Source organism: Streptomyces sp. ID05-39B, assembly GCF_033794725.1.
In the GTDB taxonomy this organism is placed as follows: Bacteria; Actinomycetota; Actinomycetes; order Streptomycetales; family Streptomycetaceae; genus Streptomyces; species Streptomyces bobili.
The window spans coordinates 1-21,738 of the sequence record NZ_JARGEF010000134.1; the positions used below are offsets into that span (position 1 = coordinate 1).

The window sequence follows — 21,738 nt, forward strand, 5'->3', positions numbered from 1 at the left end:
CAACAGGACCCTCGACAAGTCCCATCGTTGCAGGTCAGGAGCACTCTCCGCTTATTTGATCAAGCCTCGGACGCCCCACCTCGTGAAAGCGCGAGGTTAGCGCCCCTGCACTGGAGGCACACCACCCCGTTCGGCGAGGTGATGGGGTGCCGCCATGCGTCTCTGCAACCTCGGTCAGGCCTCGTCCTTGGCGCCGGGCAAGGAAGGCGGCCCGACAGATCCGCTGCCGGGCTACTACGAGTCGTGATCTACAGGTTGCGCATCCAGCAGGTCGCCGCCGGGACGACGCTCGCCTCACCACCCGCCTTCGAAGAAGGCCAGAAGCGCCAGTGCCGGGTCGGATGCGGCGCGCCGCTGGGCACAGGAGATCGGGATGGACCTTCACGAGGTGCTCATCGAGACCAACGCGCACCGGCTCACCCTGGTCTTCTCCGATCTCCAGGTGAGGGAGGTCCCGATCGGTCACGCCCCGTTCGTCGCGGATTGATCGATCCTTTCTGGACCAGCCCGCCGAAATCCGGTTGTGCACCCGCGTCACGCAGGTCAACGTCGCCTGATGACCACGCAGATTCCCCACGTCGATCACGAACTCGTCCAGGCCGCGGCGGACGTGGCCCGCACGCGCTGCCGGGGCGACAACCACACCATGGCAGCCGCGGGCCGCACCAGGGACGGTCGGATCGTCACCGCCGTGAACGCCTACCACTTCACCGGAGGGCCCTGCGCCGAGCTGGTTCTCATCGGTATGGCAGCCGCCCAGGGCTTCTACGAACTGGACACCGTCGTCGCCGTGGGCGACCGCGACCGTGGCATCGTTCCGCCGTGCGGCCGGTGCCGTCAGGTGCTCCTCGACTACTTCCCCGCCCTCAAGGTCATCGTCGGTGAGGGCGACCGCGTCCGCACGGTCCGCATCGCCGACCTGCTCCCCGAAAGCTACGTGTGGGCCGACCACCAACTCGAAGCCGAGTAGCGGCTGAAGGCTGCCCGCGGCCCGGTCGCGGCGCGGAGGCCGACGGCCCGGCGCGCACGCCACGGGTGGGTGGCGTTGCTGCCGGGCCGTCAGTCACTCACGCGGTCTCACTTCCCGTGCAACGCCCTGCGGCGACGTCCGCGAAGTACCAGCACGCCGCCGGCAGCGATGACCAGCAGGCCACCGAGGGCGCTGTACGTGACAGTGTTGCTCACCCCGGTGGAGGCCAGGGGGCCGGACGTGCTGCTCGGGGTCGGCTGGCCGACGGGTGCGCCGATCTCCGCCTGCGCACGGGTGCCGGTCGTGCCGGAGGCGGAGACAACCGGCGTGGGGACGGTCGGCGTGGCGGCGGGCGACGGCCTGTCAGCGCCGGCGGTCCCCGACGCGGGCTTCAGCTGAAGAGTCGTGATCGAGTACGGCGGCAGCGTCTGTGCGACCGCCGTGCCCCGCTTCGCCGTCGTCAGGGCGGTGTCTCCCTTGGCATACGAAACGGTCGTGACCGCCTCTGTGGCCGGGGTGAATCCGGCGTACGAGAGCGACACCTGCGCCGCGTTCTGCGGGCTCTTGTTGGTCAGCATGACGTTCAGACCGCCGTTGCTGCTCCGCACCGCGTGCACGGAAACCGACGAGTTGCCCGAGGACGACTTGACCATGGTGTCGCCAGGCTGCGCCAGTGCGGTCAGCGAGCGGATGCCCCAGTAGGTGGGGAAGGGCGTGTCGCGCGGCGGTTGGCACTTCCCCCCGGCGCAGGTTCCGGCGGAGAGCACACCCCCGTCCTGGTAGTCGGTCTGGCCGTGGACGGTGGTGGGTGCTTCGCCCGAGCCGTTGTGCAGGTTCCACCAGTCCACGTGGGTGGCGCCTTGCTCGAACCAGGTCATGTAGGTGTCCGGCGCGAACAGGGCTGCGGCCTGGCTGGTCAATGCGGGCGAGCCGACGCCGTCGGTCTCGGTGACCGCGATCTCCACCGAAGCGGCGCGCGAGCCCGCGTACTTGGCGATCAGCGAGCGCAGCGAGGACGTGACACCGGCGATCCGGGAGGGGGTGTTCAGCAGGTCGGCCGTGGTGGTGCCGCCCGGATACCAGTGGACGATGACGAAGTCGATCGAGCTTCCCGCGAGGGAGAGCACCGTGTTGTTCCAGTCGGCGCTGTCACCGGGAGCCTTCTCCGCATCCGGCCAGAAGCCGGGGGTGGTGAGCACCGCTCCGATCTTCACCTTCGGGTCCACGGCCTTCATCGCCTTCGCGTAGGCGACCAGGTTCTTCCCGTACTCCTTCGGGCTCTTGTCGGCGTGCGTGTCGGTTTCCCAGCCCTTGCCGTTGCCGTAGTGCCCGTTGCCGTAGGCCTCGTTGCCGATCTCCCAGTACTTCACTCCGTAACCCTTGTCGACGTTGGCGTACTTGACCCAGTCGGCGGCCTCCTGGGGGGTGCCGGAACCGTAGTTCGCGGTCAGGATCGGCTGGGCGCCGACCTTCTTCGCGGTGGCCATGAAGCGGTCGAAGTTGGTGTTGGAGGGGATCCAGCCGCTGCCGTCGCCGTAGGTGTGGGTCTTCCAGTGGTAGTCGTCCGCGCCGGAGCCGCCGGGATAGCGCAGCTGCCGAACTCCCGCGGCCTTCATCAGCGATGTCACCTTGGGGGTCCCCATGTGCTCGTCGCCGTAGCCCGTGTTGAGGCCGACACCACTGCTGGGCACCGTGCCCAAGGAGGTACCGGCATCCACACTGATGCCGACGGTCGCCGCGGCGCCCGCGCTGGGCGCCAGGGCGCCGACACCGGCCGAGGCGGCGAGCACCGCCACTGCCCCCCGGCCATATGCCGGAGCATCCGGCTGCGGCGGGGCGTGCGACCCCGAGGCATCGGCTGCTCGGCGGATCTCGGGTCGTCTGGTGACACGTGGGGGCTCCGATCGGGTGGTGACACGGAGGGCGTAGCGCCGCTGACCACGGCTCGCCCTCGTCGGTACACCCCTAAGTGGCCACTCGGAGTGAAAAGGTTGCCGCCTCAACTACTTTTTTCGCCGAGACGCGGTCGCACTGTCTCACCGGACCCGGTGACCTAGGACGACGTTCCGTAGCGGTTGGCGATCACCGCGGCACGGTCGCGGATGGCCGTACGCAGTTCTTGCGGAGCCAGGACCTCCGCGTACGTGGCGTGCTGCCACACGGCCCATTCGGCGTGCCGCCGATCCTGGAAGACGAGGGTCAGCCGCAGCCGGCCGTCCGCGTCGGATTCCTCCGCGCGGACGGACAGCGCGGTGTCCACCAGGGGCTCACGCCGGGCCGGGTCCACCCGGACCAGCACGGTGATCTGCTCGTCGCCTCCGTTGCGGAACCGCGTGTGGCGTTCCTGCCAGGCCCGGTCCAGGTCGACCGTGCCCGGTCGCCGCGCGGGCTCGTCGAGGGCCTCGGCGGCCAGGATCCGGGACAGCCGGTACGTGCGGTCCGCGCCGCCCCTCGTGGCCAGCAGGTAGCCCTGTTCGCGCACGGTGACCAGCCCGATCGGGTCCACCGTGCGCCACTTGGGAGCCTGGTCCACAGCCGCGTACCGGATGCGCAGCCGGTGCCCGGCGAACACCGCGCGCCGGACCTCGGCCCCTATGGGCGCGGACACCTCGTCCGCGGCCACACGGCGCGCGAGGAGGTCGGTCTCCGGGTCGATGAGCAGTCGCTGCGCTGCGCCGGCCGCGGTGTCGCGAAGGCCGTCGGGCAGCGCGTCGACCAGTTTGAGCATGGCCGAGGCGAGCGCCGAGCCGAGGCCGAACTGCTGGGCGCCGCGCCGTGATCCGGCGACCACCAGGGCGAGCGCCTCGTCGTGGTTCAGTCCGGTGAGCGCGGTCTGGAATCCGGGCAGCAACGCGAAACCGCCGTGCCGACCGCGCTCGGCGTAGACCGGCACACCGGCCGCGGACAGCGCTTCGATGTCGCGCAGCACCGTGCGGGTGGACACCTCCAGCTCACGGGCCAGCGTGTCCGCGGTCAGCCGACCGCGCCGGCGCAGGAGGAGCACCAGGGAAACCAACCGGTCGGCGCGCACGGGAAAACCCTAGCCAAATACATGACTTGAGGTGTCATGTTTTGTTGGCAGGCTCCCTCGTACGACGTCAAGCGCGGCGCCCACCGAGCTGGTGGACGTACGTGGTGTCCGTGAATCGAATGGAGCTGGTCCTGCGATGGAACGCAATGCGGTCAACCCGGTGTCGTGGTCGGCGGAGATGGGCTTCAACCAGGGTGAGGTCGTCTCCGGTCACTCGCGCACCCTGTACATCTCGGGCCAGACCGCGATGAGCGGCGAAGGCAAGCCCGAGCACGACGGTGACATGGCGGCGCAGCTGGCGCTGAGCACCGCCAACGTCGAGGCGGTGCTCGCCGAGGCCGGCATGTCCCTCTCGAATCTCGTCCGGCTCAACGTCTACACGACCGACGTCGACCTGCTCTTCCAGCACTACGGCGTGCTGGCGGGAAAGCTGGGCGCCGCCGGGGTCGCCCCGACCACCACGATGCTCGGGGTGACACGTCTGGCGATCCCCGGCCAGATGGTCGAGCTGGAGGGCACCGCCGTCGCGTGAGGTGATCGCGTCACCTCCGCTGCTCGTGCCGGTCGAGGGGCGGCCCTTGGCCGCCCAGCCTCATGCACTCCACGGGGCGTGGCTTGCGACCCTGACCCTGCGATCGGCATGGGGTGCCTTGCCTCGGCGTCCGCGCCGACACCACGGCGAGGACGGGGAAGGTCACACGTACAGCAGCGGACCAGCGACCGCCTTCACTGCGGGGATGTGGCCTGCTCATAGTGTTCGCACAGGGCGGTCACGGCGCGTGCCAGGCGTCGGGCGTGGCCGATGGGCCCGTTGTACCGGGGGGTTGGTTCGGCCCGGAGCCGTAACCGCGCGTCGCCCAGGCAGGCCAGCATGCAGTACCGGGTCACGCTCTGCTTCTCGAGTCTCCCCACGGCTCGCTCCACTTCGGGGATCAGCAGCTCCAGGTGGCCGCGCAGCCTCTCCGTCAGGGTGTCGAGCTCCGCCCCTGATGGCGGCTGGGGGACCGGGGTGCCGTCGGGGTCCAGCAGAAGCGTCACGTTCTCGCGCATCGTCGCGAGGTCCAAAGGTGTGGTGTGGCCACTGAGGTTCGCTGTCACGCTCACCGGTCCATCACCGCCGGGTGGCAGCGCGGGTACTCGCACGGCGGATACTCGCTGTCGAGCACCATGGGCAGTGGTTGAGGGTCGCGCGCCACGATTCTGGAGCCGCGGTCACCGGTGATCGTGCCGTAACGGTCCACGGTGCAGGCCTGAATGGGCATCCCCGGCGGCTCTGCCGGACGTTCGGTCGGGACGGCAGTGTTCGTCATGTCGACCTGCTTTCTCAGGCGGGCCATGCTCCGGGATCGTTCGCGCGGTCGCCGGGGTTCGTCCTGTGTGCGACCGGAGGCCACCCCGAAACCGGACTCGGAAGCCCGTGCCGCACAAGGACGAGACTGGACCGGTGGACCGGTCCAGTCAAGCGATTCGGCTGCCTTGCCCACTCACGGGGGTACTCAGCCCATCGGGTACCGGTCGACCTCTTCGAACACGTGCGACGCTGTGACACCCTCTTCGCACACCAGAGCCCGACGCTCGGCGTCGTACGCCACGTGCAGCACCACGGCCACCGCGACGGGTTGTTCTACTTCGAGCAGACGCGCCTCGTCATCGTCGGCCATCCGCACCGTGGTGACGTCCACGCCCTCGACGGGGGAACGGCCTGTCGACCGCCGCACGTAATGGGTGGTGCCCTCGGTGAGCGGCCCCTTCGCCGCCAGTCGCGGGGCGGCATCCGCGATCGCGGGCGGGAACCACGCCGTCACCAGGCTGTGCGGCGAGCCATCGTCCAGCAGCACCAGCCGGATGCGCCGGAGCGCCTCCTCGCCGGGCTTCAGGCTGAGCGCCCGTGCCACCTGCGTAGGCGGCACGGTGCGGTCCGGGGTGCCGAGGCGGCGGTACGGGGCGCCGCCCGCCACGCGTGTCGAACCCGCGCCGCGCCCTCCCGCCGGCCGCGCGACCGGAGTGTCGACCACGGTGAAGCCGCTGCCCTGTCGGGCTACGACGACGCCGTCGTTGCGCAACGTGTCGTACGCCTTGACGACCGTGGCTCTCGAAACGTCCCACTGCTCAGCCAGTTCACGCCCCGAGGGGAGCATGTCGCCGGGCCCGAACTCGCCGTTTGCGATCCTCGTACGCAGATCCTCCGCGATCTGCTCGTACTTCAGCAGGGCCATGAGAGACACTTTCCGATCGCTGGACTGGTCCACCGGTGAGCCATAAGAATGCCAGCATGACGAGCCCCGAGGTAGCGCCGGAGATCGTGAGGTTCTACAGCGAGACCATCGACGAGGCGGACCGGTTGTCCACGACGGCTGACGGACATCTGGAAATGGTGCGCACGCGGGAATTGCTGCGGCGGTACCTCCCGCCCGCACCGGCCCGCGTCCTCGATGTCGGCGGCGGCCCCGGCGCCCACGCACGGTGGCTCGTCGATGACGGCTACAGCGTGCACCTCGTCGATCCGATCCTTCGCCACGTCGAACAGGCCAGGCGGACCGGCGCCTCAGTCGAACTGGGAGACGCCCGAAAGCTGACCCCTCAAGACGCCTCCTGCGATGTGGTGCTGGTGCTGGGGCCGCTCTACCACCTGCTCGACCGCGCCGACCGTGACCAGGCGCTCGCCGAGGCCCACCGTGTCCTCAAGCCGGGGGGTCTTCTGGCGGCGGCCGGCATCAACCGGTACGCGTCACTGTTCGAGCACACCGCCTTCGCGCACCTCCACAACGACCCTCTGCGGCGCAGCATCGACGGCATTCTCGCCAGCCAGGTCCACGACGGGAAGAAGGCATTCACCACGGCGTACTTCCACAGCGGAGAGCAACTGCGCGAGGAGGTGACGGCCGCCGGGTTCGCCGGTGTGGAGGTGTACGGCGTCGAGGGCCCGGCATGGTCGCTCCTGGCCGCGACCGAGCGGCACACCGGCGAGTCTCTGATCGGCTCGCCGTTGTTCGAGTCGGCACTGACCGCGGCACGCATGGCTGAGCCCTACCCGGAGCTTCTGGCAGCCAGCTCCCACCTGCTGGCGATCGGACGCCGACCCGGCTGAGTGGCGCGCGAGCAGGCCTTGCCCGAATCGGGACCGGGCCGCCACCCCTCACCCCGTCGCCTCCAGAAACACCGGGTTCGTGGGTTCAGGTCGACGGCCACGAAAGGCCGTTCGTCAAGGTCTCACCGGCCGAGCCTTTCCAGCAAGGCGCCCCGGGCTGCCTTGGTGCGTGCGACTCGGTAAGAAAGCCTGGTGAACAGTTGGTAGCGCCAGGGGAGGGCATCCACATAGCCGTCGACGAGACGAAATTGTTCCAACGCCGCTCGGTAGCGGGCCTGTTTCACCAGGAAGTAGGCGAGAAGGTGGCGTACTTCGGGCAGGCGGGGGTGGCCCTCTGCGGCCGCAACGTCCATGAGAACGGCATCGACCAGGGCCCGCATCTCCGGCCTTCGGTAGGATTCGACGGACACCTCGCCCGCGTGGTTCTCGAACCATGCGATGAGCGGCAGGGCTGTCATCAGGCTCCCAGTCGGTGCTTTTGACGCCGCCGACTCGGCGAAGTCACGCGCGAGCGTTCTCGATCCGCGCCATTTGGCGCACCAATACTGCAAGGCGCTGCAGTGCGCCTCGAAGTGGTGCGGGGCACGTGCGGTGATTTCTGCCCACAAGACGCGCATCTCATCGTTGGAGTACCCGAGTCCGAGCGCCCTCCATATCTCGTCAATGAGAGGCGTGGGATCCTCGGGATTGAGCGTTGCGGCTCGTGCTATGTCTTCACGTGAGTGCAGGAGCTCGTGATGAAAGCCCGCGAAACGCTTTTGAGAGGTGTATCGCGCCAACATCCTCCCCCGCAATTTCCAGGCGAGATGCACGCGGGCGCGGGCTTGCACGAGGGCCTGGTCAGGGTCATCGGGGCGGGCTGCCTGCCAGGACCTCAGCCACTTGTCGCTTTCTCGGGCAGCGAGGTGTCCCAGACGGTGGGCGTACAGAGCACGCCGTTCCCAGTCCGGGCCGGTGTCGCGGAAGAGCTGGGCCGCCGGCTCCCAACGACCGCGGGAGGCGGCGGCCAATGCTGTCTCCAGGGCAGGTTCGGCACCGGCCAGTCGGGGGTTCTGCCGTCGCAGGGGGAAGAGGCAGAAGTACAGCCAGCAGCCGATCGCTGAGAGGACGAGAACATCGACAGTTGACAAAGGGGTTTCCTGTTCGGTTACGGAGACGAGGTGGAGCCGTGCCCGGGTGGGGAGAAGGAGGGCGACGTCGTATCGGAGCGGTTCACGCAGCGCGGGATCTGACCGAGATGTCCAGCAGTGGCCGACCTGATGAAAGGCGGACGGAAGCGTCCTTCGTATGTTCAGCGACCGTCTCGCCGAGACTCTACGAAAGGTCGAGCTTCCTCAATTCGCAGGCGGAGGGGGTTCCCTGCCGACGCCAGGCGGGACCTCGTCGGCGTCACGCATGACCGCCACCGTTTCCGGTGAGCGTGAACTCCCGCGGGAGAAAAGTCATCCTTTTTAAGCCGACCGGTCGGTATGGACACCGGGTCCGTCTCCCGGTACAGATGAGGACGTCACCCACGTCGAAAGCGCCGCCCAGCCCCAGAAGCGCCGCCCAGCCAAGGAAGCCGCCCAGTCCGAGCCGCCCGCGTCGAAAGGCCGCCCCCATGCGCGTCGCCGTCACCATCTTCCTCACCGACGAGACGATCACCCCGACCCGCCTCGCCCGCGAGCTGGAGCAGCGCGGTTTCGCCGGGCTCTACCTTCCCGAGCACACGCACATCCCCGTCGAGCGCACCTCTCCGTACCCCGCCGGCGGCGACCTGCCCCGCGAGTACGGCCGTACCCTCGACCCCTTCGTCGCCCTCGGGCAGGCGGCGGCCGTGACGCAGGGGCTCGGTCTCGGCACCGGCATCACCCTCGTCGCCCAGCACGACCCGATCGGCCTCGCCAAGCAGATCGCCACCGTGGACCACCTCTCCGGCGGCCGCCTCACCCTCGGCCTCGGCTTCGGCTGGAACGTGGAGGAAGCCGCCGACCACGGGGTGCAGTGGCGTACCCGCCGCGACCTGGTCCGCGACCGGATGGCGTTGATGCGGGCGCTGTGGAGCGAGGAACCCACCGCGTACGAGGGCGAGTTCGGCAGTGTGCGGGCCAGCGACGCGCACCCCAAGCCCGTGCAGAAGCCGCGCGGCCCGGTCACCGGCCCCCGCACGCTCGTCGGGGGTGCCGCGGGGCCGAAGCTGTTCGCGCACATCTGTGAGTACGCCGACGGCTGGCTGCCGATCGGCGGGCGCGGCCTGTCGGAGTCGCTGCCCGTGCTGCGTACGGCGTGGGCGGACGCGGGGCGGGACCCGGCGGCCCTCCAGATCGTGCCGTACGCCGTTCACCCGTCGCCCGGCAAGCTCGCGCACTACGCCGAACTGGGCATCGAGGAGGTCGTGGTGCAGTTGCCTCCGGCGGGGGAGGCGGACGTGCTCAAGGCGCTCGACGAGTACGCCCCCTACCTGCCCGACGCGGCGCCGCACCACCGGTGACACCGGACGGGCGCCCCTCCACCAGTGACACGGTGCAACGCATGCCCCGAGGGACGAATCGGGCGCCCACTCCGGTCCTGATCAGCGCGAACGTATGCTCAAAGCATGACGACTTCCGCGATCTCCGGAACCGGTCCCACCGAGAACTCGCTGCGTCGCGCCCTCAAACGTGCCCGGGACGGCGTCGCCCTCGACGTCTCCGAGGCGGCGGTCCTGCTCCAGGCCAGGGGTGAGCACCTCGTCGACCTGGCCGCGTCCGCCGCCCGGGTGCGGGACGCGGGCCTGGAGGCGGCCGGCCGGCCGGGCGTCATCACGTACTCGAAGAGTGTCTTCATCCCGCTGACCCGGCTGTGCCGGGACAAGTGCCACTACTGCACGTTCGTCACCGTCCCCGGCAAGCTGCGGCGCGCCGGGCACGGGATGTTCATGTCGCCGGACGAGGTGCTCGACATCGCCCGCAAGGGCGCGGCCCTCGGCTGCAAGGAAGCGCTGATCACCCTCGGCGACAAGCCCGAGGACCGCTGGCCGGAGGCGCGCGAGTGGCTCGACGCGCACGGCTACGACGACACCATCGCCTACGTCCGCGCCGTCTCCATCCGCATCCTGGAGGAGACGGGCCTGCTGCCGCACCTCAATCCGGGCGTCATGACCTGGACGGACTTCCAGCGGCTCAAGCCGGTCGCCCCGTCGATGGGCATGATGCTGGAGACGACCGCGACCCGCCTGTGGTCGGAGCCCGGCGGCCCGCACTTCGGCTCCCCCGACAAGGAACCCGCCGTACGGCTGCGCGTCCTGGAGGACGCGGGCCGCTCGTCCGTCCCCTTCACGTCGGGGATCCTGATCGGCATCGGGGAGACCTACGAGGAGCGCGCGGAGTCGCTGTTCGCGCTCCGCAAGGTCTCCCGCGCCTACCACGGCATCCAGGAACTGATCATCCAGAACTTCCGCGCCAAGCCGGACACGGCGATGCGCGGCATGCCCGACGCCGAACTCGACGAGCTGGTCGCGACGGTGGCCGTCGCCCGCCACATCATGGGCCCGAGCGGCTGCCTCCAGGCCCCGCCCAACCTGGTCGACAGCGAGTACGAGCGGCTGATCGGTGCCGGGATCGACGACTGGGGCGGGGTGTCCCCCCTCACCATCGACCACGTCAACCCCGAACGCCCCTGGCCGCAGATCGACGAACTCACTGAGCGGTCGGCCGCGGCCGGCTTCGAGATGCGCGAACGGCTGTGCGTCTACCCGGAGTTCGTCACCCGGGGCGAGCCCTGGATGGACCCGCGCCTGCTGCCGCACGTGCGCGCGCTCGCCGACCCGGAGACGGGCCTGGCCCTGCCGGACGCGGTCGTCGAGGGCCGCCCGTGGCAGGAGCCCGAGGAGGCCTTCGAGGCCACCGGCCGTACGGATCTGCACCGGACCATCGACACCGACGGCCGTACGTCCGACCGCCGCGACGACTTCGACGAGGTGTACGGCGACTGGGGCGCCCTGCGGGAGGCCGCCGCCCCCGGCATGGTCCCGGAACGCATCGACACCGACGTACGGCAGGCGCTGGCGACGGCGGCCGACGACCCGACGAAGCTGACCGACGCGGAGGCGCTGGCGCTGCTGCACGCCGACGGGTCCGCGCTCGACGCGCTCTGCCGCATCGCCGACGACGTCCGCAGGGCGGCGGTCGGCGACGACGTCACCTACATCGTCACGCGGAACATCAACTTCACCAACGTCTGCTACACCGGCTGCCGTTTCTGCGCCTTCGCGCAGCGCCGCACCGACGCCGACGCCTACACCCTCTCCCTCGACCAGGTGGCCGACCGGGCCCAACAGGCCTGGGAGGTCGGCGCGGTGGAGGTCTGCATGCAGGGCGGCATCCACCCGGACCTGCCCGGCACCGCGTACTTCGACATCGCCAAGGCGGTGAAGGAGAGGGTGCCCGGCATGCATGTGCACGCCTTCTCGCCGATGGAGGTCGTCAACGGCGCGACCCGCACCGGGATGTCCATCCGCGAGTGGCTCACCGCCGCGAAGGAGGCCGGGCTCGGCTCGATCCCCGGCACGGCGGCGGAGATCCTCGACGACGAGGTCCGCTGGGTCCTCACCAAGGGCAAGCTGCCGACGGCGACCTGGATCGAGGTCGTCACGACCGCCCACGAACTGGGCCTGCGCTCCTCGTCGACGATGATGTACGGCCATGTCGACCAGCCGCGGCACTGGCTCGGCCATCTGCGGACCCTCGCCGGGATCCAGCAACGGACCGGGGGATTCACCGAGTTCGTGACGCTCCCCTTCATCCACACCAACGCGCCGGTGTACCTGGCGGGCATCGCGCGGCCCGGCCCGACCATGCGGGACAACCGCGCGGTCACGGCGATGGCCCGCCTCCTCCTCCACCCCCACATCCCCAACATCCAGACGAGCTGGGTGAAGCTGGGCTCCGAGGGCGCGGCCGAGATGCTCCGCTCCGGCGCCAACGACCTGGGCGGGACCCTCATGGAGGAGACGATCTCGCGCATGGCGGGCTCGTCCTACGGCTCCTACAAGTCGGTCAAGGACCTGATCGAGGTCGCCGAGGCGGCCGGCCGGCCCGCGAGGCCGCGCACGACGCTGTACGGCGAGGTGTCCGAGGAGCGGCAGCGGACCGCGAAGGCGTCCGACGGCCACCTCCCGGAGCTGCTGCCGGTCCTGGACTGAGGGCGGGCCGAGGGCGGGCTGAGGGCGGGGGAACCGGGGGCCTCACAGTACGATGATCGGGCTCCCGGTGTCGGGGGCCCGAGACTGAGGAGATGCGTGCCCGTGGCTGCCCGACGGCTTCCCTCGTGGGCCTGGGTCACCGGTCTGACGGCCGGCGCGATCGTCGTGGTCGGCGCCCTGACGGTGCAGGCCGACAAGGGCCCGCACCCGACGGCGAAGGCGACGGGGGCGAAGCCGACCGCTTCGGCCTCCGCGGACGCCAAGCCCTCGGCCTCCCCCGCCCCGCCCCCCAAGGCCGCGCCCGTGCCCGACGAATCGGGTACCGGCCGCCGGATCGTCTACTCCCTCGGCCAGGACCGGGTCTGGCTGGTCGACGCCGACGACGCGGCCCGCCGCACCTTCACGGTCTGGCCGGGCACCGTGGACCCCGCGGTCGGCAGTTTCACGGTGTCCCTCCGCAAGGACGCCACCACCGGCTCCGACGGCGTGCAGATCGAGCACATCATCTACTTCTCGGCGAAGTCGGGCGTCAACATCGCCTTCTCCAACGCGGTCGACGGCTCCTCGCCGCCCCCCGCCTCCGGCGCGCAGACCGGCGGGATCCGCATGCCGAAGGCGGACGGCGCGGCCCTGTGGGCGTTCGGCGCGACGGGGACGAAGGTCAGGGTCGTCGAGTGATCAGCGCTCGGGCCCACCTCCGGCCGGGAGAAACTGCGCGAGCAGCACGACCCCGCTGAACACGAAGACCCGGGTCGCGGCGTCGAGCCCGTTCCAGTCCGCCGACTGCCACATCGCGAACCACTCCCCGCCGATCGCGATGAACCCACCCCCGAACAGCAGCATCACCATCAGCAGCCCGTACGTGGACACCTGCCGGGCCCTGCCCGGATCCCGTCGCGCCCAGCACCACGTCCCGGCGGTCAGCACGAGCGCGGCGACGGTCTCCCACGCGATGATCAGCACGTACGCGACATCCTGGAGCCCCTCCCCGGTCACCGCCCGCCACATCAGATCGTCGTCCTTGAACGTCGTGTCCATGGCCAGTACATGCCGGACGAACTGCTGGTTGGTCCCGAAGTCGGTGATGTTCCCGAAGGCCACCAGTGCGGTGTAGAGCGCGACCGACGCGGTGAGAAGGGTGACGGCGAGACGGACGGCGCGTGAAGCCGGGGTGGAGGTCGTGGCTGCCATGGGGGAGGTGTGCCCGGAAAGGGGGCATGACATGTCCACGGTCTCCCGATCGGACGGCTCCATTCGATTACAGTGGCGAACGTCGTACGTACGGACGGTGCCCGGGAGGTCTAGGTGGGTGCGACAGGTGGGGCCGTCTGGGGGCGTACCGAGCAGCAGGACTTTCGCAGTCGCGTGCGGGGCACACTGCTCGGCTCGGCCGTGGGGGACGCGCTCGGGGCGGCCGTCGACCGGCTCGGGCTGGAGGAGATACGGCAGGCCCACGGGCCCGAAGGGCTCGTCGACCTCGCCCCCGCCCACGGGCGCCGCGGTGCCGTCACGCACCTCACCCAGCTGACCCTGTTCAGCGTGGACGGGCTGATCCGCGCCCAGGTACGGCGGGACACGGGTGCCTGGTACCCGCCGGCCGATCTGCACCGGGCGTACCTGAGATGGGCCGCCACCCAGCGCGACTGGGGCCCCGATCTGCGCCGCAAGGACGACGGCTGGCTGGCCCACGAGGAGTGGCTGTACGTCCGCCGCGACCCCGCCCGCTCCCTGCTGCTCGGCTTCGGCGACGACATCATGGGCACCCTCGACGCCCCCAAGAGCCCCGGCGAGGACGGTCCCGAGGCCACCGCCCGCTCGGCGCCCTTCGGACTGCTCGTCGGCTGGGAGCCCCAACTGGTGGCGCAGCTGGCCGTGGAGTGCGCCGCTCAGACCCACGGCCACCCCGCCGGATACCTCGCGGCGGGCGCGTACGCGGTCACCGTGCACGCGCTGGCCCGCGGCGACAGCCTCGACGGCGCGGTGCAGCGGGCGCTCGCCCTGCTGTCCGCCCGGCCGGGACACGAGCCGGTGTCGGAGGCCCTGCAGCACGCGCTGGGTGCCGTACGGCAGGGGCTGCCCGGCCCGGCGCGGGTGGCGGAGCTGGCCGGGGCGGGTACGGCCCCGGCCGTGCTGGCGGCGGCCGTCTACTGCGCCCTGGTCGCCGAGGACGTACGCCACGGTCTGCTCCTCGCCGTCAATCACGGCGCGCCCTCGGCCGCGACCGGGGCGCTGGCCGGCGGCCTGCTCGGGGCGATGCACGGCGAAACGGCCCTCCCGCCGGCCTGGCTGGCCGAGCTGGAGGGCCGTCCCACGATCCTGGAACTGGCGGACGACTTCGCGATGGAGATGACGCAGGGCCCTGCCCTGCACACCCCGGCGGGCGCGTCCCCGGGCTGGCTCGCCCGGTATCCCCGAGGTGCCCGAGGTGCCTAGTCCTTCACCGCCGTCGGCATCGAGTCCCGCGGTCCGGGGACCTCGGCCGCCGCCGACATGCCCCCGCCGTCCCCGTCCGTGTTGATCCGTTCGATGATCGCGAGCCGCTCCGGGGTGTCCTCCGGCTTCAGGAAGCCGACCAGGATGTACAGGACGAGGGAGACCGCGAGCGGTATCGACACCTGGAACTGGAGCGGCACGCCGCCGTCGACGTTCCAGTTGATCGGGTAGTTGACCAGCCAGAAGGCCAGCAGGCCCATCGACCAGCTCACCAGCGCCGCCGTCGGACCGGAGCGGCGGAACGGCCGCAGCAGACCGAGCATCATGGGGATCGCCATCGGGCCCATCAGGCCGGCCACCCACTTGATGACGACGGTGATGATGTCCTTGAACGCGGGGGAGTTGACCTGCGTGGCCGCCGCCATGGACAGGCCGAGGAAGACGACCGTCGCGATACGGGCCGCGATCAGCCCCGTCCGGTCGTTCCAGGCCCGCGCCCGTGCCGAGATCACCGGTGCGCAGTCACGGGTGAAGACGGCGGCGATGGCGTTGGCGTCGGAGGAGCACATCGCCATCGTGTGGGAGAAGAACCCGACGATGACCAGGCCCAACAGCCCGTGGGGCAGCAGTTGTTCGGTCATCAGGGCGTAGGAGTCGGAGCCGTCCGGCTTCTGCGACTCGACCAGCAGCGGTGACATCCACATGGGGAAGAACAGCACCACCGGCCACACCAGCCACAGCACCGCCGACAGCCGCGCCGACCGCTCGGCCTCCTTCGGGGTGGCCGTGGCCATGTACCGCTGGGCCTGGTTCAGCATGCCGCCGTTGTACTCGAACAGCTTGATGAAGAGGAACGCGAGCAGGAACACCGTGCCGTACGGCCCCACCAGCGGCTTCTCATGGCCCTGGAGGGCCGGTTCGTCCCACGCGCCGAGGAAACCGATGTTGCGGTCGGCGAGTTCCATCACCACGGCGACGAACATCGCGACTCCGGCGAGGAGTTGGATGACGAACTGCCCCAGCTCGGTGAGCGCGTCGGCCCACAGCCCGCCGATCGTGCAGTACACGGCCGTGATGGCGCCGGTGATGAGGATGCCCTGGTTCAGCGAGATGCCGGTGAACACGGACAGCAGGGTGGCGATCGCCGCCCACTTGGCGCCCACGTCCACGATCTTCAGCAGCATCCCGGACCAGGCCAGCGCCTGCTGCGTCTTGAGGTCGTACCGGTTCTTCAGGTACTCCAGCGGGGAGGCCACGTGCAGCCGTGAGCGCAGCCGGTTGATCCGGGGCGCGAACAGCTTGGAGCCGATCGCGATGCCGAGGGCGATCGGGAAGGACCAGGTGATGAAGGAGGTGACGCCGTACGTGTAGGCGATGCCGGCGTACCCGGTGAACATCACCGCGCTGTAGCCCGACATGTGGTGCGAGATGCCCGACAGCCACCACGGCATCTTGCCGCCTGCCGTGAAGAAGTCGCTGACGTTGTCGACCCGTTTGTGGGACCAGACTCCGATGGCGACCATCACGCCGAAATAGCCGATGAGCACGGCCCAGTCGAGACCGTTCATGTGCGTCCTCCCAGGGTTCGCCCGGCGCTCATCGTGGGTGCTGGCGCGTGAACACGACAAGGCGGCGTAAGGTCAAGGGGAGGCAAAATCATTCTGTATGGTGGCCTCGATTCATCTATGTGAACTCATCGCATCAGCTCCCCCGCGTTGACCAGCAACGACTGTCCGGTGATCGCCCGCGCCCGATCCGACGCCAGGAACACCGCCGCATCCGCGACATCCCCGTCCGTCGCCAGCTCCGGCAACGCCATCCGCTCCGCGAGCCGTCCCCGCACGACCTCCTCCGCCACCCCCTCGGCCGCCGCCGTGAACCGCACGAACGCCTGCACCGGCGGCCCCCACATCCACCCCGGCAGCACGGTGTTCACCCGGATCCGGTACGGCCCCAACTCCCGCGCCAGCGAGTACATCGCGCTGGTCAGCGCCCCCTTCGACGCCGCGTACGCCGCCTGCCGCACCTGAGTGGGAGCCGCCACCGCCGACTGCGTCCCGATGAACACCACCGACCCGCCCCGTTCCTTCAGCCCGCCCAGACAGGCCCGTGTCATCCGCAGCGCCCCCAGCAGGTTCACGTCCAGCACCGACTGCCAGGTCGCGAAGTCGGCGTCCTCCAGCCCGCCGAAGTACGAGTCCCAGGCCGCGACGTGCACCACCGCGTCGATCCCCCCGAACCGCTCCCGCGCCAGCCCCGCCAGCGCCGCGCACTGCCCCTCGTCCGTGATGTCCGTCGCCCGGTACGCCGTGTGCGTCCCGTCCGGATCGATCCCCGCCGCGCTCTTCGCGAGGTTCGCCCCGGTCCGCGCCCCCAGCACGGCGTTCCCGCCGTCCCGTACGACGGCCGCGGCGACCTGGTGACCGAGCCCGGCCCCCACCCCCGAGACGACGACGGTCCTGCCGACCAGCAGTGGCATGACGAACCTCCCTGACCCTGGCGCATCAACTGACGGAGCGTCAGAGTATGGGCGACCCGCCGGAGAAGGAGAAGAGAAGCGGAAGAGGAAGGGCAGCCCCATGAGCGAGAAGCCCCACAGCGAAACCCACGACGACAACCACGGCGAGAACCACACCGACACCCGCAGCGACACCTACGCCGAACTCGCCGCCGTCGGCCCCTACGGCGTGCACCCCGGCCACGCCCTGATCACCATGGTCGAACCCCACCCGGGCCACGAGTACGCCTACAACCGCTGGTACGAGGACGACCACTACTACGCCGGGGCCATGGCCATGCCCTGGATGTACGCCGGCCGGCGCTGGGTCGCCACCCGCGAGCTCCAGCTCCTGCGCCGCCCCGAGAAGTCGGCCGTCGCCCAGCCGGTCACGGCAGGCTGCTACCTCTCCACGTACTGGATCACCGACGGCCGCTACGACGACCACATGCGCTGGACGGTCGCCATCAACAAGCGCCTCAACCGGGACGCCCGCGTCTACCGGGACCGCACCCACGTCTTCACCGCGTTCCAGGACCACGAGAGCACCGTGTACCGCGACGGCGCGGCGGGCCCCCGCGACGTCCACGCCCTGGACCACCCCTACGCGGGCCTCGTCCTCCAGGTCATCGACGCCCCGGCCCCACAGCAGCGCGCCGGCCTGCTGGAGTGGCTGCGCAACCGCCACCTCCCGCGGCGCCTCGCCGGCTCCCCGGCCGCCCTCGTCACCGTCTTCCGCCCGACCCCCCTGCCCGGCGACCGCATGACGTACGTCCAGCAGGTCGAGGGTGTCGACACCCGCCTCACCCTGCTCTGGTTCCTGCAGACGGACCCCAGGGAGTGCTGGGACGACCACTTCACCGGCCTGGAGGAGGAGGTCGCGGAGACGGGCCTGGGCAAGGTGGAACTCCTGGCCCCGTTCATTCCCACGGTGCCCGGCACGGACCGGTACGTCGACCGGCTCAGGTGAGCCGCGGTGCCTACGGCTCCTTCAGCTCGTCCGGACAGGGAGTGCCCCGCGGCAGCTGGTAGGGCGCCGCCAGCCGGTACGTCCCCGCCTCCGGCGCGAGCAGCACCGTCCACCGGTCGCCGTCCGCGTCCTCCTCCGTCTCGAAGAGACAGCCGTTGACGTTGTCGTACGCCTTCGGTTCGCCCTCGGCCCGGTCCTTGGACGCCTCCGTCTCCTGCGGCGGCTCCAGGCTCTTGCCCTGCGCGTCGACGACGCTCAGCCACGGCGAGTACGGGATCCGGATGAGGATCCGGCCCGCCTTGCGCACGTCGATCGTCATCTCACCCTGCGCCGCCCGCTGCACGACCGCGTTCGGCTCGGCGAGCGGCGCCGGGTCGTTGACCCGGAACAGCTGCCAGTTGGCGTCTCCCCAGATCTGCTCCAGATACGGCAGCCCCCGCTGCACCAGCTCCCGCTCGCGCTGCCCGCCGTCCCCGTCCAGCTTGTCCTTGGGCACGACCACGAAGTGCACGGCCCACCGCTTGAGCCACTCGCGGTAGTTGGCCGAGTTCAGGGTGTCGTCGTAGAAGAGGGGGTTGCGCTCCATGTCGGCCTGCCGGTTCCAGCCGCGGGCCAGGTTGAAGTACGGCGCGAGCGCGGACGCCTCGCGGTGCGAGCGGGCCGGGACGACCTCCACCCGGCCCTTCTCCGCGCCGACCTCCTGCAACTCGTTGACCAACGGGGCCAGCTCACGCGCCCAGGACGCGGCCGGAGTCGTCCGGTAGACGTCGTCGACCGACTTGAAGCCGATCCAGCCGACGAAGACCAGCGAGGAGAGCACGATCGCGTACCACTTGCGGCTGCGCGGCACGGCGAACGGCAGCGCGGCCATCAGCACCACGCCCGAGAACAGCATGGCGAGCCGGGTGATGTTGGACCCGATCTGCGAGCTGATCAGCCACACCCCCAGCACGCCGAGGCCGTAGACCGCCGACGTGATCCGCACGGTCTTCCAGTCGTGCGGGACGAGCGCGAAGACCAGCACCGAGAACAGCAGCGGCAGGGCCGTCGAGCCGAAGGACATCGGCTGGGTGCCGGAGAACGGGAACGCCCACGCGGACACCGCGACGACCGCGGTAGGCGCCAGCCCCAGCGCCCACGCGCCGGGCCGCCGCTTCTGGAGGAACAGGGCGACCGCGACCAGCCCCACGAACAGGCCCGCCACCGGCGACCCCATCGTGGCGAGCGCGGCGAGCGGCGCCGCGCACAGCGCCTTCGCCCACCGCTTGTAGCGCCAGCGGTGCGGCCAGCAGAACACGACCGCGACCGCGCCGAGCGCGAACATGTTGCCGAGCCCGAACGTCACCCGGCCAGAGGCCGCGTTGCACAGCAGCGCGAACACCCCGGCGAGCGCGGGCCACACCGGGTTCTTCACCGGCCTGCAGCGCAGCAGGATCAGCGTCAGCAGCCCGGCGGAGATCGTCCCGGCGATCATCATCGTCGTACGCACGCCGAGCACCGACATCAGATACGGCGACACCATGCTGTACGACACCGGGTGCATGCCGCCGTACCAGGCGAGGTTGTACGCGGAGTCGGGGTGCCGGCCGACGAACTCCGCCCAGGCGTCCTGCGCGGCCAGGTCCCCGCCGCTGTTCGCGAAGGCGAAGAACCACGCGATGTGCAGTACGGCGGACAGGGCCGTCACCGAGAACACGAGATGCCGGCGGAGCCAGCCGCGCACCCGGTCGGGCATCGATCTCATGACGGGTGCGGGTGCGGGTGCAGGTGCAGGTGCGGGGTCGGGTGCGGCTTCGGGTGACGGTGGCGACGCAGGGTCCTTGGCCCGGTCCTGATCGCCCGTGCCGCGGTCGCGGTCGTGCTCACCGGCCTGGGGGGCGGGCACGCGGGCCCGCCGGCCGGCGTCCGGGTCCGGACCGGTTTCGTCGGCGCGTGTCGGCTCCGCAGTGGCCACCTGAAGGCACTCCCCGTGTCCCGTCTTCTACTCTCGGACGCGTCCCGTTCGCGACCGTTTCACGGCCGCGTCGCCGCGACCGCCGACCTGTCCCGTTTCGTGACGCTAGCACGCACCCCGCCGGGCGGCTGCCCGGCGGGGTGCGTCCTCAGGGGTCCGTGCGGGCGGCTCAGGCGATGCGCGTCAGCTTGTCCGAGAAGCCCGGTTCGACGAGGTCGCTCTGCAGGGCGACCGGCACCTTCACCGCGCTGCTGGTGCCGTCTCCGACGGTGAGCGTGCCCACCTGGGAGCCGGCCTTCGCCGTGTGCGGGACCTCGTTGCCGGCGAACGTCAGCTTCACCGTGAGCCCGGCCCAGCCGACCGCAGTGACGTCCTTGGTGACGACGACCGGGGTGTGGCCGCCGAGCTTGTCGTCCACGTACCCGACGACGTCGCCCTTCTTGAGGATCGCCGCCGGGGCCAGGGCGTCCTGGGCGGCGGTCAGGACCGTCCTGCTGACGTCGTTGGCCGTCTTCAGGATGGTCGGCTTGTGCTGGCCGAGGACCGCGCCGACGATGACCACCGTCTCGCCGCCGACCTTCTTGCGGGCCGCGAAGAGGAGGTTGCCGCCTGCCGCGCTGGTGGAGCCGGTCTTGATCCCGATCGCGCCCATCTTGAAGGGCAGCTCGTTGTAGTTCGGCCAGTTGTATCCGGAGGGGTCCGTCCAGCTGGCCGCGCTGGTGATCGCCACGAGAGCCGGGATCTTCACGACCGCGCTGCCGAGCTTCACCTGGTCCTCGGCCGTGGAGACGGTGGTCTCCTTCAGCCCGGAGGGGTCGGTGTACGTCGTGTTCGTCATCCCGAGTTCCTTGGCGGCTGCGTTCATCTTCTCGACGAACGCGGCCTCCGAGCCCGCGTCCCAGCGAGCGAGCAGCCGGGCGACGTTGTTGGCCGACGGGATCATGATCGCCGAGAGGGCCTGCTGGAGGGTGAGCTTGTCGCCGGCCTTCACGGAATTGAGGGTGGACTCGCCGCTCTGGTTGTAGCCGCCCTCCTTCTCCGCGATGGCGTCGACGGTGATCTCGGGACCGTCCTCGCCCGTCTTGAGGGCGTGGCTGCGGAGGACGACGTAGGCGGTCATCGTCTTGGCCACCGAGCCGATGGCGACCGGCTTCTGCTCACCGAAAGTGTCCATCGTGCCGACGCCGTCGACGTCCATCCAGCCCTGGCCCTCGGACGACCACGGCAGGGCGAGCTTGCTGCCCTCGAAGGTGTACGAGTCCTGGGCCGTGAGCGTCAGCGCGGTGGCCGGCAGTGGCCTGACAGCCTGCGCGATCGCGAACGCGATCACCAGCAGCAGGACGAGCGGCGTCCAGATCTTGAGCCGGCGGCCCAGCGTCCGCAGCGGGGTCGGAGGAGGCGGCGGGGTGTTCGTCAGCTCGGCCAGCAGATCCAGCGGCGGCTTCGGCGGCAGCGGCTGCTGCGTCGTCCGCTCGGGGCCGACCTGCGGCACCACGGCGGTGGAGTCGGCGGCGGGCCTCACCGGCCGGACGGCGGAATCGTCCTGCGGCTTGAGCGGGACGAACCGGCTGGTCCGCTCGCTCGCCGCCGCGGGCTTCCCGGCGCCGGGCGTGGGCATGGGCGTGGGGGTGGGC

General features: G+C 70.4%; 19 protein-coding genes. 8 read left to right on the top strand and 11 right to left on the bottom strand.

The features are described 5' to 3' along the window. Positions 1-556 precede the first annotated feature (556 nt). A complete protein-coding gene (locus P1P75_RS25510; RefSeq protein WP_319259253.1) occupies positions 557-970 on the top strand; it encodes a cytidine deaminase in 414 nt (137 codons plus the stop codon). 107 nt (positions 971-1,077) lie between these two features. Here the strand turns inward: P1P75_RS25510 and P1P75_RS25515 are convergent, their stop codons facing one another. Continuing rightward, on the bottom strand, positions 1,078-2,766 hold the full coding sequence (locus tag P1P75_RS25515; protein WP_319259255.1) for an LPXTG cell wall anchor domain-containing protein: 1,689 nt from the start codon (positions 2,764-2,766) through the stop codon (positions 1,078-1,080). A 257-nt stretch (positions 2,767-3,023) separates the two neighbouring features. Beyond that, positions 3,024-4,001, bottom strand: coding sequence for a WYL domain-containing protein (locus tag P1P75_RS25520; RefSeq protein ID WP_319259258.1), 978 nt, complete (start codon positions 3,999-4,001; stop codon positions 3,024-3,026). Positions 4,002-4,137: 136 nt separating this feature from the next. Here P1P75_RS25520 and P1P75_RS25525 point away from each other — a divergent pair, with 136 nt between their 5' ends. Then, positions 4,138-4,533, top strand: coding sequence for a RidA family protein (locus P1P75_RS25525; protein ID WP_319259261.1), 396 nt, complete (start codon positions 4,138-4,140; stop codon positions 4,531-4,533). 194 nt (positions 4,534-4,727) lie between these two features. Here the strand turns inward: P1P75_RS25525 and P1P75_RS25530 are convergent, their stop codons facing one another. From P1P75_RS25530 to P1P75_RS25540, 3 genes are all read right to left on the bottom strand, one after another. After that, positions 4,728-5,099 carry a DUF6415 family natural product biosynthesis protein gene (locus P1P75_RS25530; protein WP_319259263.1) on the bottom strand — a complete coding sequence of 124 codons (372 nt, stop codon included), beginning with the start codon at positions 5,097-5,099 and terminating at the stop codon, positions 4,728-4,730. A gap of 2 nt (positions 5,100-5,101) precedes the next feature. After that, positions 5,102-5,338: a hypothetical protein gene (locus P1P75_RS25535; protein WP_319259266.1), complete on the bottom strand. Its 237-nt coding sequence runs from the start codon at positions 5,336-5,338 to the stop codon at positions 5,102-5,104. Positions 5,339-5,497: 159 nt separating this feature from the next. Further along, entirely contained in the window at positions 5,498-6,217 is a 720-nt protein-coding gene (locus tag P1P75_RS25540) for a GntR family transcriptional regulator (protein ID WP_319259269.1), read from the bottom strand. A gap of 56 nt (positions 6,218-6,273) precedes the next feature. On the opposite strand from P1P75_RS25540, the gene P1P75_RS25545 reads away from it, so the two are divergent. Continuing rightward, a complete protein-coding gene (locus tag P1P75_RS25545) occupies positions 6,274-7,089 on the top strand; it encodes a class I SAM-dependent methyltransferase (protein WP_319259272.1) in 816 nt (271 codons plus the stop codon). Positions 7,090-7,211: 122 nt separating this feature from the next. On the opposite strand, the gene P1P75_RS25550 is transcribed toward P1P75_RS25545, so the two are convergent. Further along, entirely contained in the window at positions 7,212-8,174 is a 963-nt protein-coding gene (locus tag P1P75_RS25550; RefSeq protein ID WP_319259300.1) for a hypothetical protein, read from the bottom strand. A 515-nt stretch (positions 8,175-8,689) separates the two neighbouring features. Here P1P75_RS25550 and P1P75_RS25555 point away from each other — a divergent pair. From P1P75_RS25555 to P1P75_RS25565, 3 genes are all read left to right on the top strand, one after another. Continuing rightward, positions 8,690-9,559, top strand: coding sequence for an LLM class F420-dependent oxidoreductase (locus P1P75_RS25555; protein WP_319259274.1), 870 nt, complete (start codon positions 8,690-8,692; stop codon positions 9,557-9,559). Positions 9,560-9,664: 105 nt separating this feature from the next. Then, complete coding sequence (locus P1P75_RS25560) at positions 9,665-12,250, top strand: bifunctional FO biosynthesis protein CofGH (protein ID WP_319259277.1); 2,586 nt, start codon at positions 9,665-9,667, stop codon at positions 12,248-12,250. A gap of 96 nt (positions 12,251-12,346) precedes the next feature. Further along, positions 12,347-12,928: a hypothetical protein gene (locus tag P1P75_RS25565; RefSeq protein WP_319259280.1), complete on the top strand. Its 582-nt coding sequence runs from the start codon at positions 12,347-12,349 to the stop codon at positions 12,926-12,928. Here P1P75_RS25565 and P1P75_RS25570 read toward each other — a convergent pair whose 3' ends face one another. After that, complete coding sequence (locus P1P75_RS25570; protein ID WP_319259282.1) at positions 12,929-13,441, bottom strand: DUF2165 domain-containing protein; 513 nt, start codon at positions 13,439-13,441, stop codon at positions 12,929-12,931. It lies immediately after the preceding gene. 114 nt (positions 13,442-13,555) lie between these two features. On the opposite strand from P1P75_RS25570, the gene P1P75_RS25575 reads away from it, so the two are divergent. Then, entirely contained in the window at positions 13,556-14,683 is a 1,128-nt protein-coding gene (locus P1P75_RS25575; RefSeq protein ID WP_319259285.1) for an ADP-ribosylglycohydrolase family protein, read from the top strand. Here the strand turns inward: P1P75_RS25575 and P1P75_RS25580 are convergent. Further along, entirely contained in the window at positions 14,680-16,251 is a 1,572-nt protein-coding gene (locus tag P1P75_RS25580) for a sodium:solute symporter family protein (RefSeq protein ID WP_319259288.1), read from the bottom strand. The two genes, P1P75_RS25575 and P1P75_RS25580, sit on opposite strands and share 4 nt — an antisense overlap. Positions 16,252-16,376: 125 nt before the next feature. Further along, positions 16,377-17,162 (bottom strand): SDR family oxidoreductase, encoded by a 786-nt coding sequence (locus P1P75_RS25585; protein WP_319259290.1) that lies wholly within the window; start codon positions 17,160-17,162, stop codon positions 16,377-16,379. Between the two features lie 100 nt (positions 17,163-17,262). Here P1P75_RS25585 and P1P75_RS25590 point away from each other — a divergent pair, with 100 nt between their 5' ends. Next, entirely contained in the window at positions 17,263-18,150 is an 888-nt protein-coding gene (locus tag P1P75_RS25590; protein ID WP_319259292.1) for a hypothetical protein, read from the top strand. 10 nt (positions 18,151-18,160) lie between these two features. Here the strand turns inward: P1P75_RS25590 and P1P75_RS25595 are convergent, their stop codons facing one another. Beyond that, on the bottom strand, positions 18,161-19,894 hold the full coding sequence (locus tag P1P75_RS25595; RefSeq protein ID WP_319259295.1) for an MFS transporter: 1,734 nt from the start codon (positions 19,892-19,894) through the stop codon (positions 18,161-18,163). 379 nt (positions 19,895-20,273) lie between these two features. After that, a partial coding sequence (locus tag P1P75_RS25600; protein WP_319259297.1) for a serine hydrolase occupies positions 20,274-21,738 on the bottom strand: 1,465 nt, incomplete at its 5' end.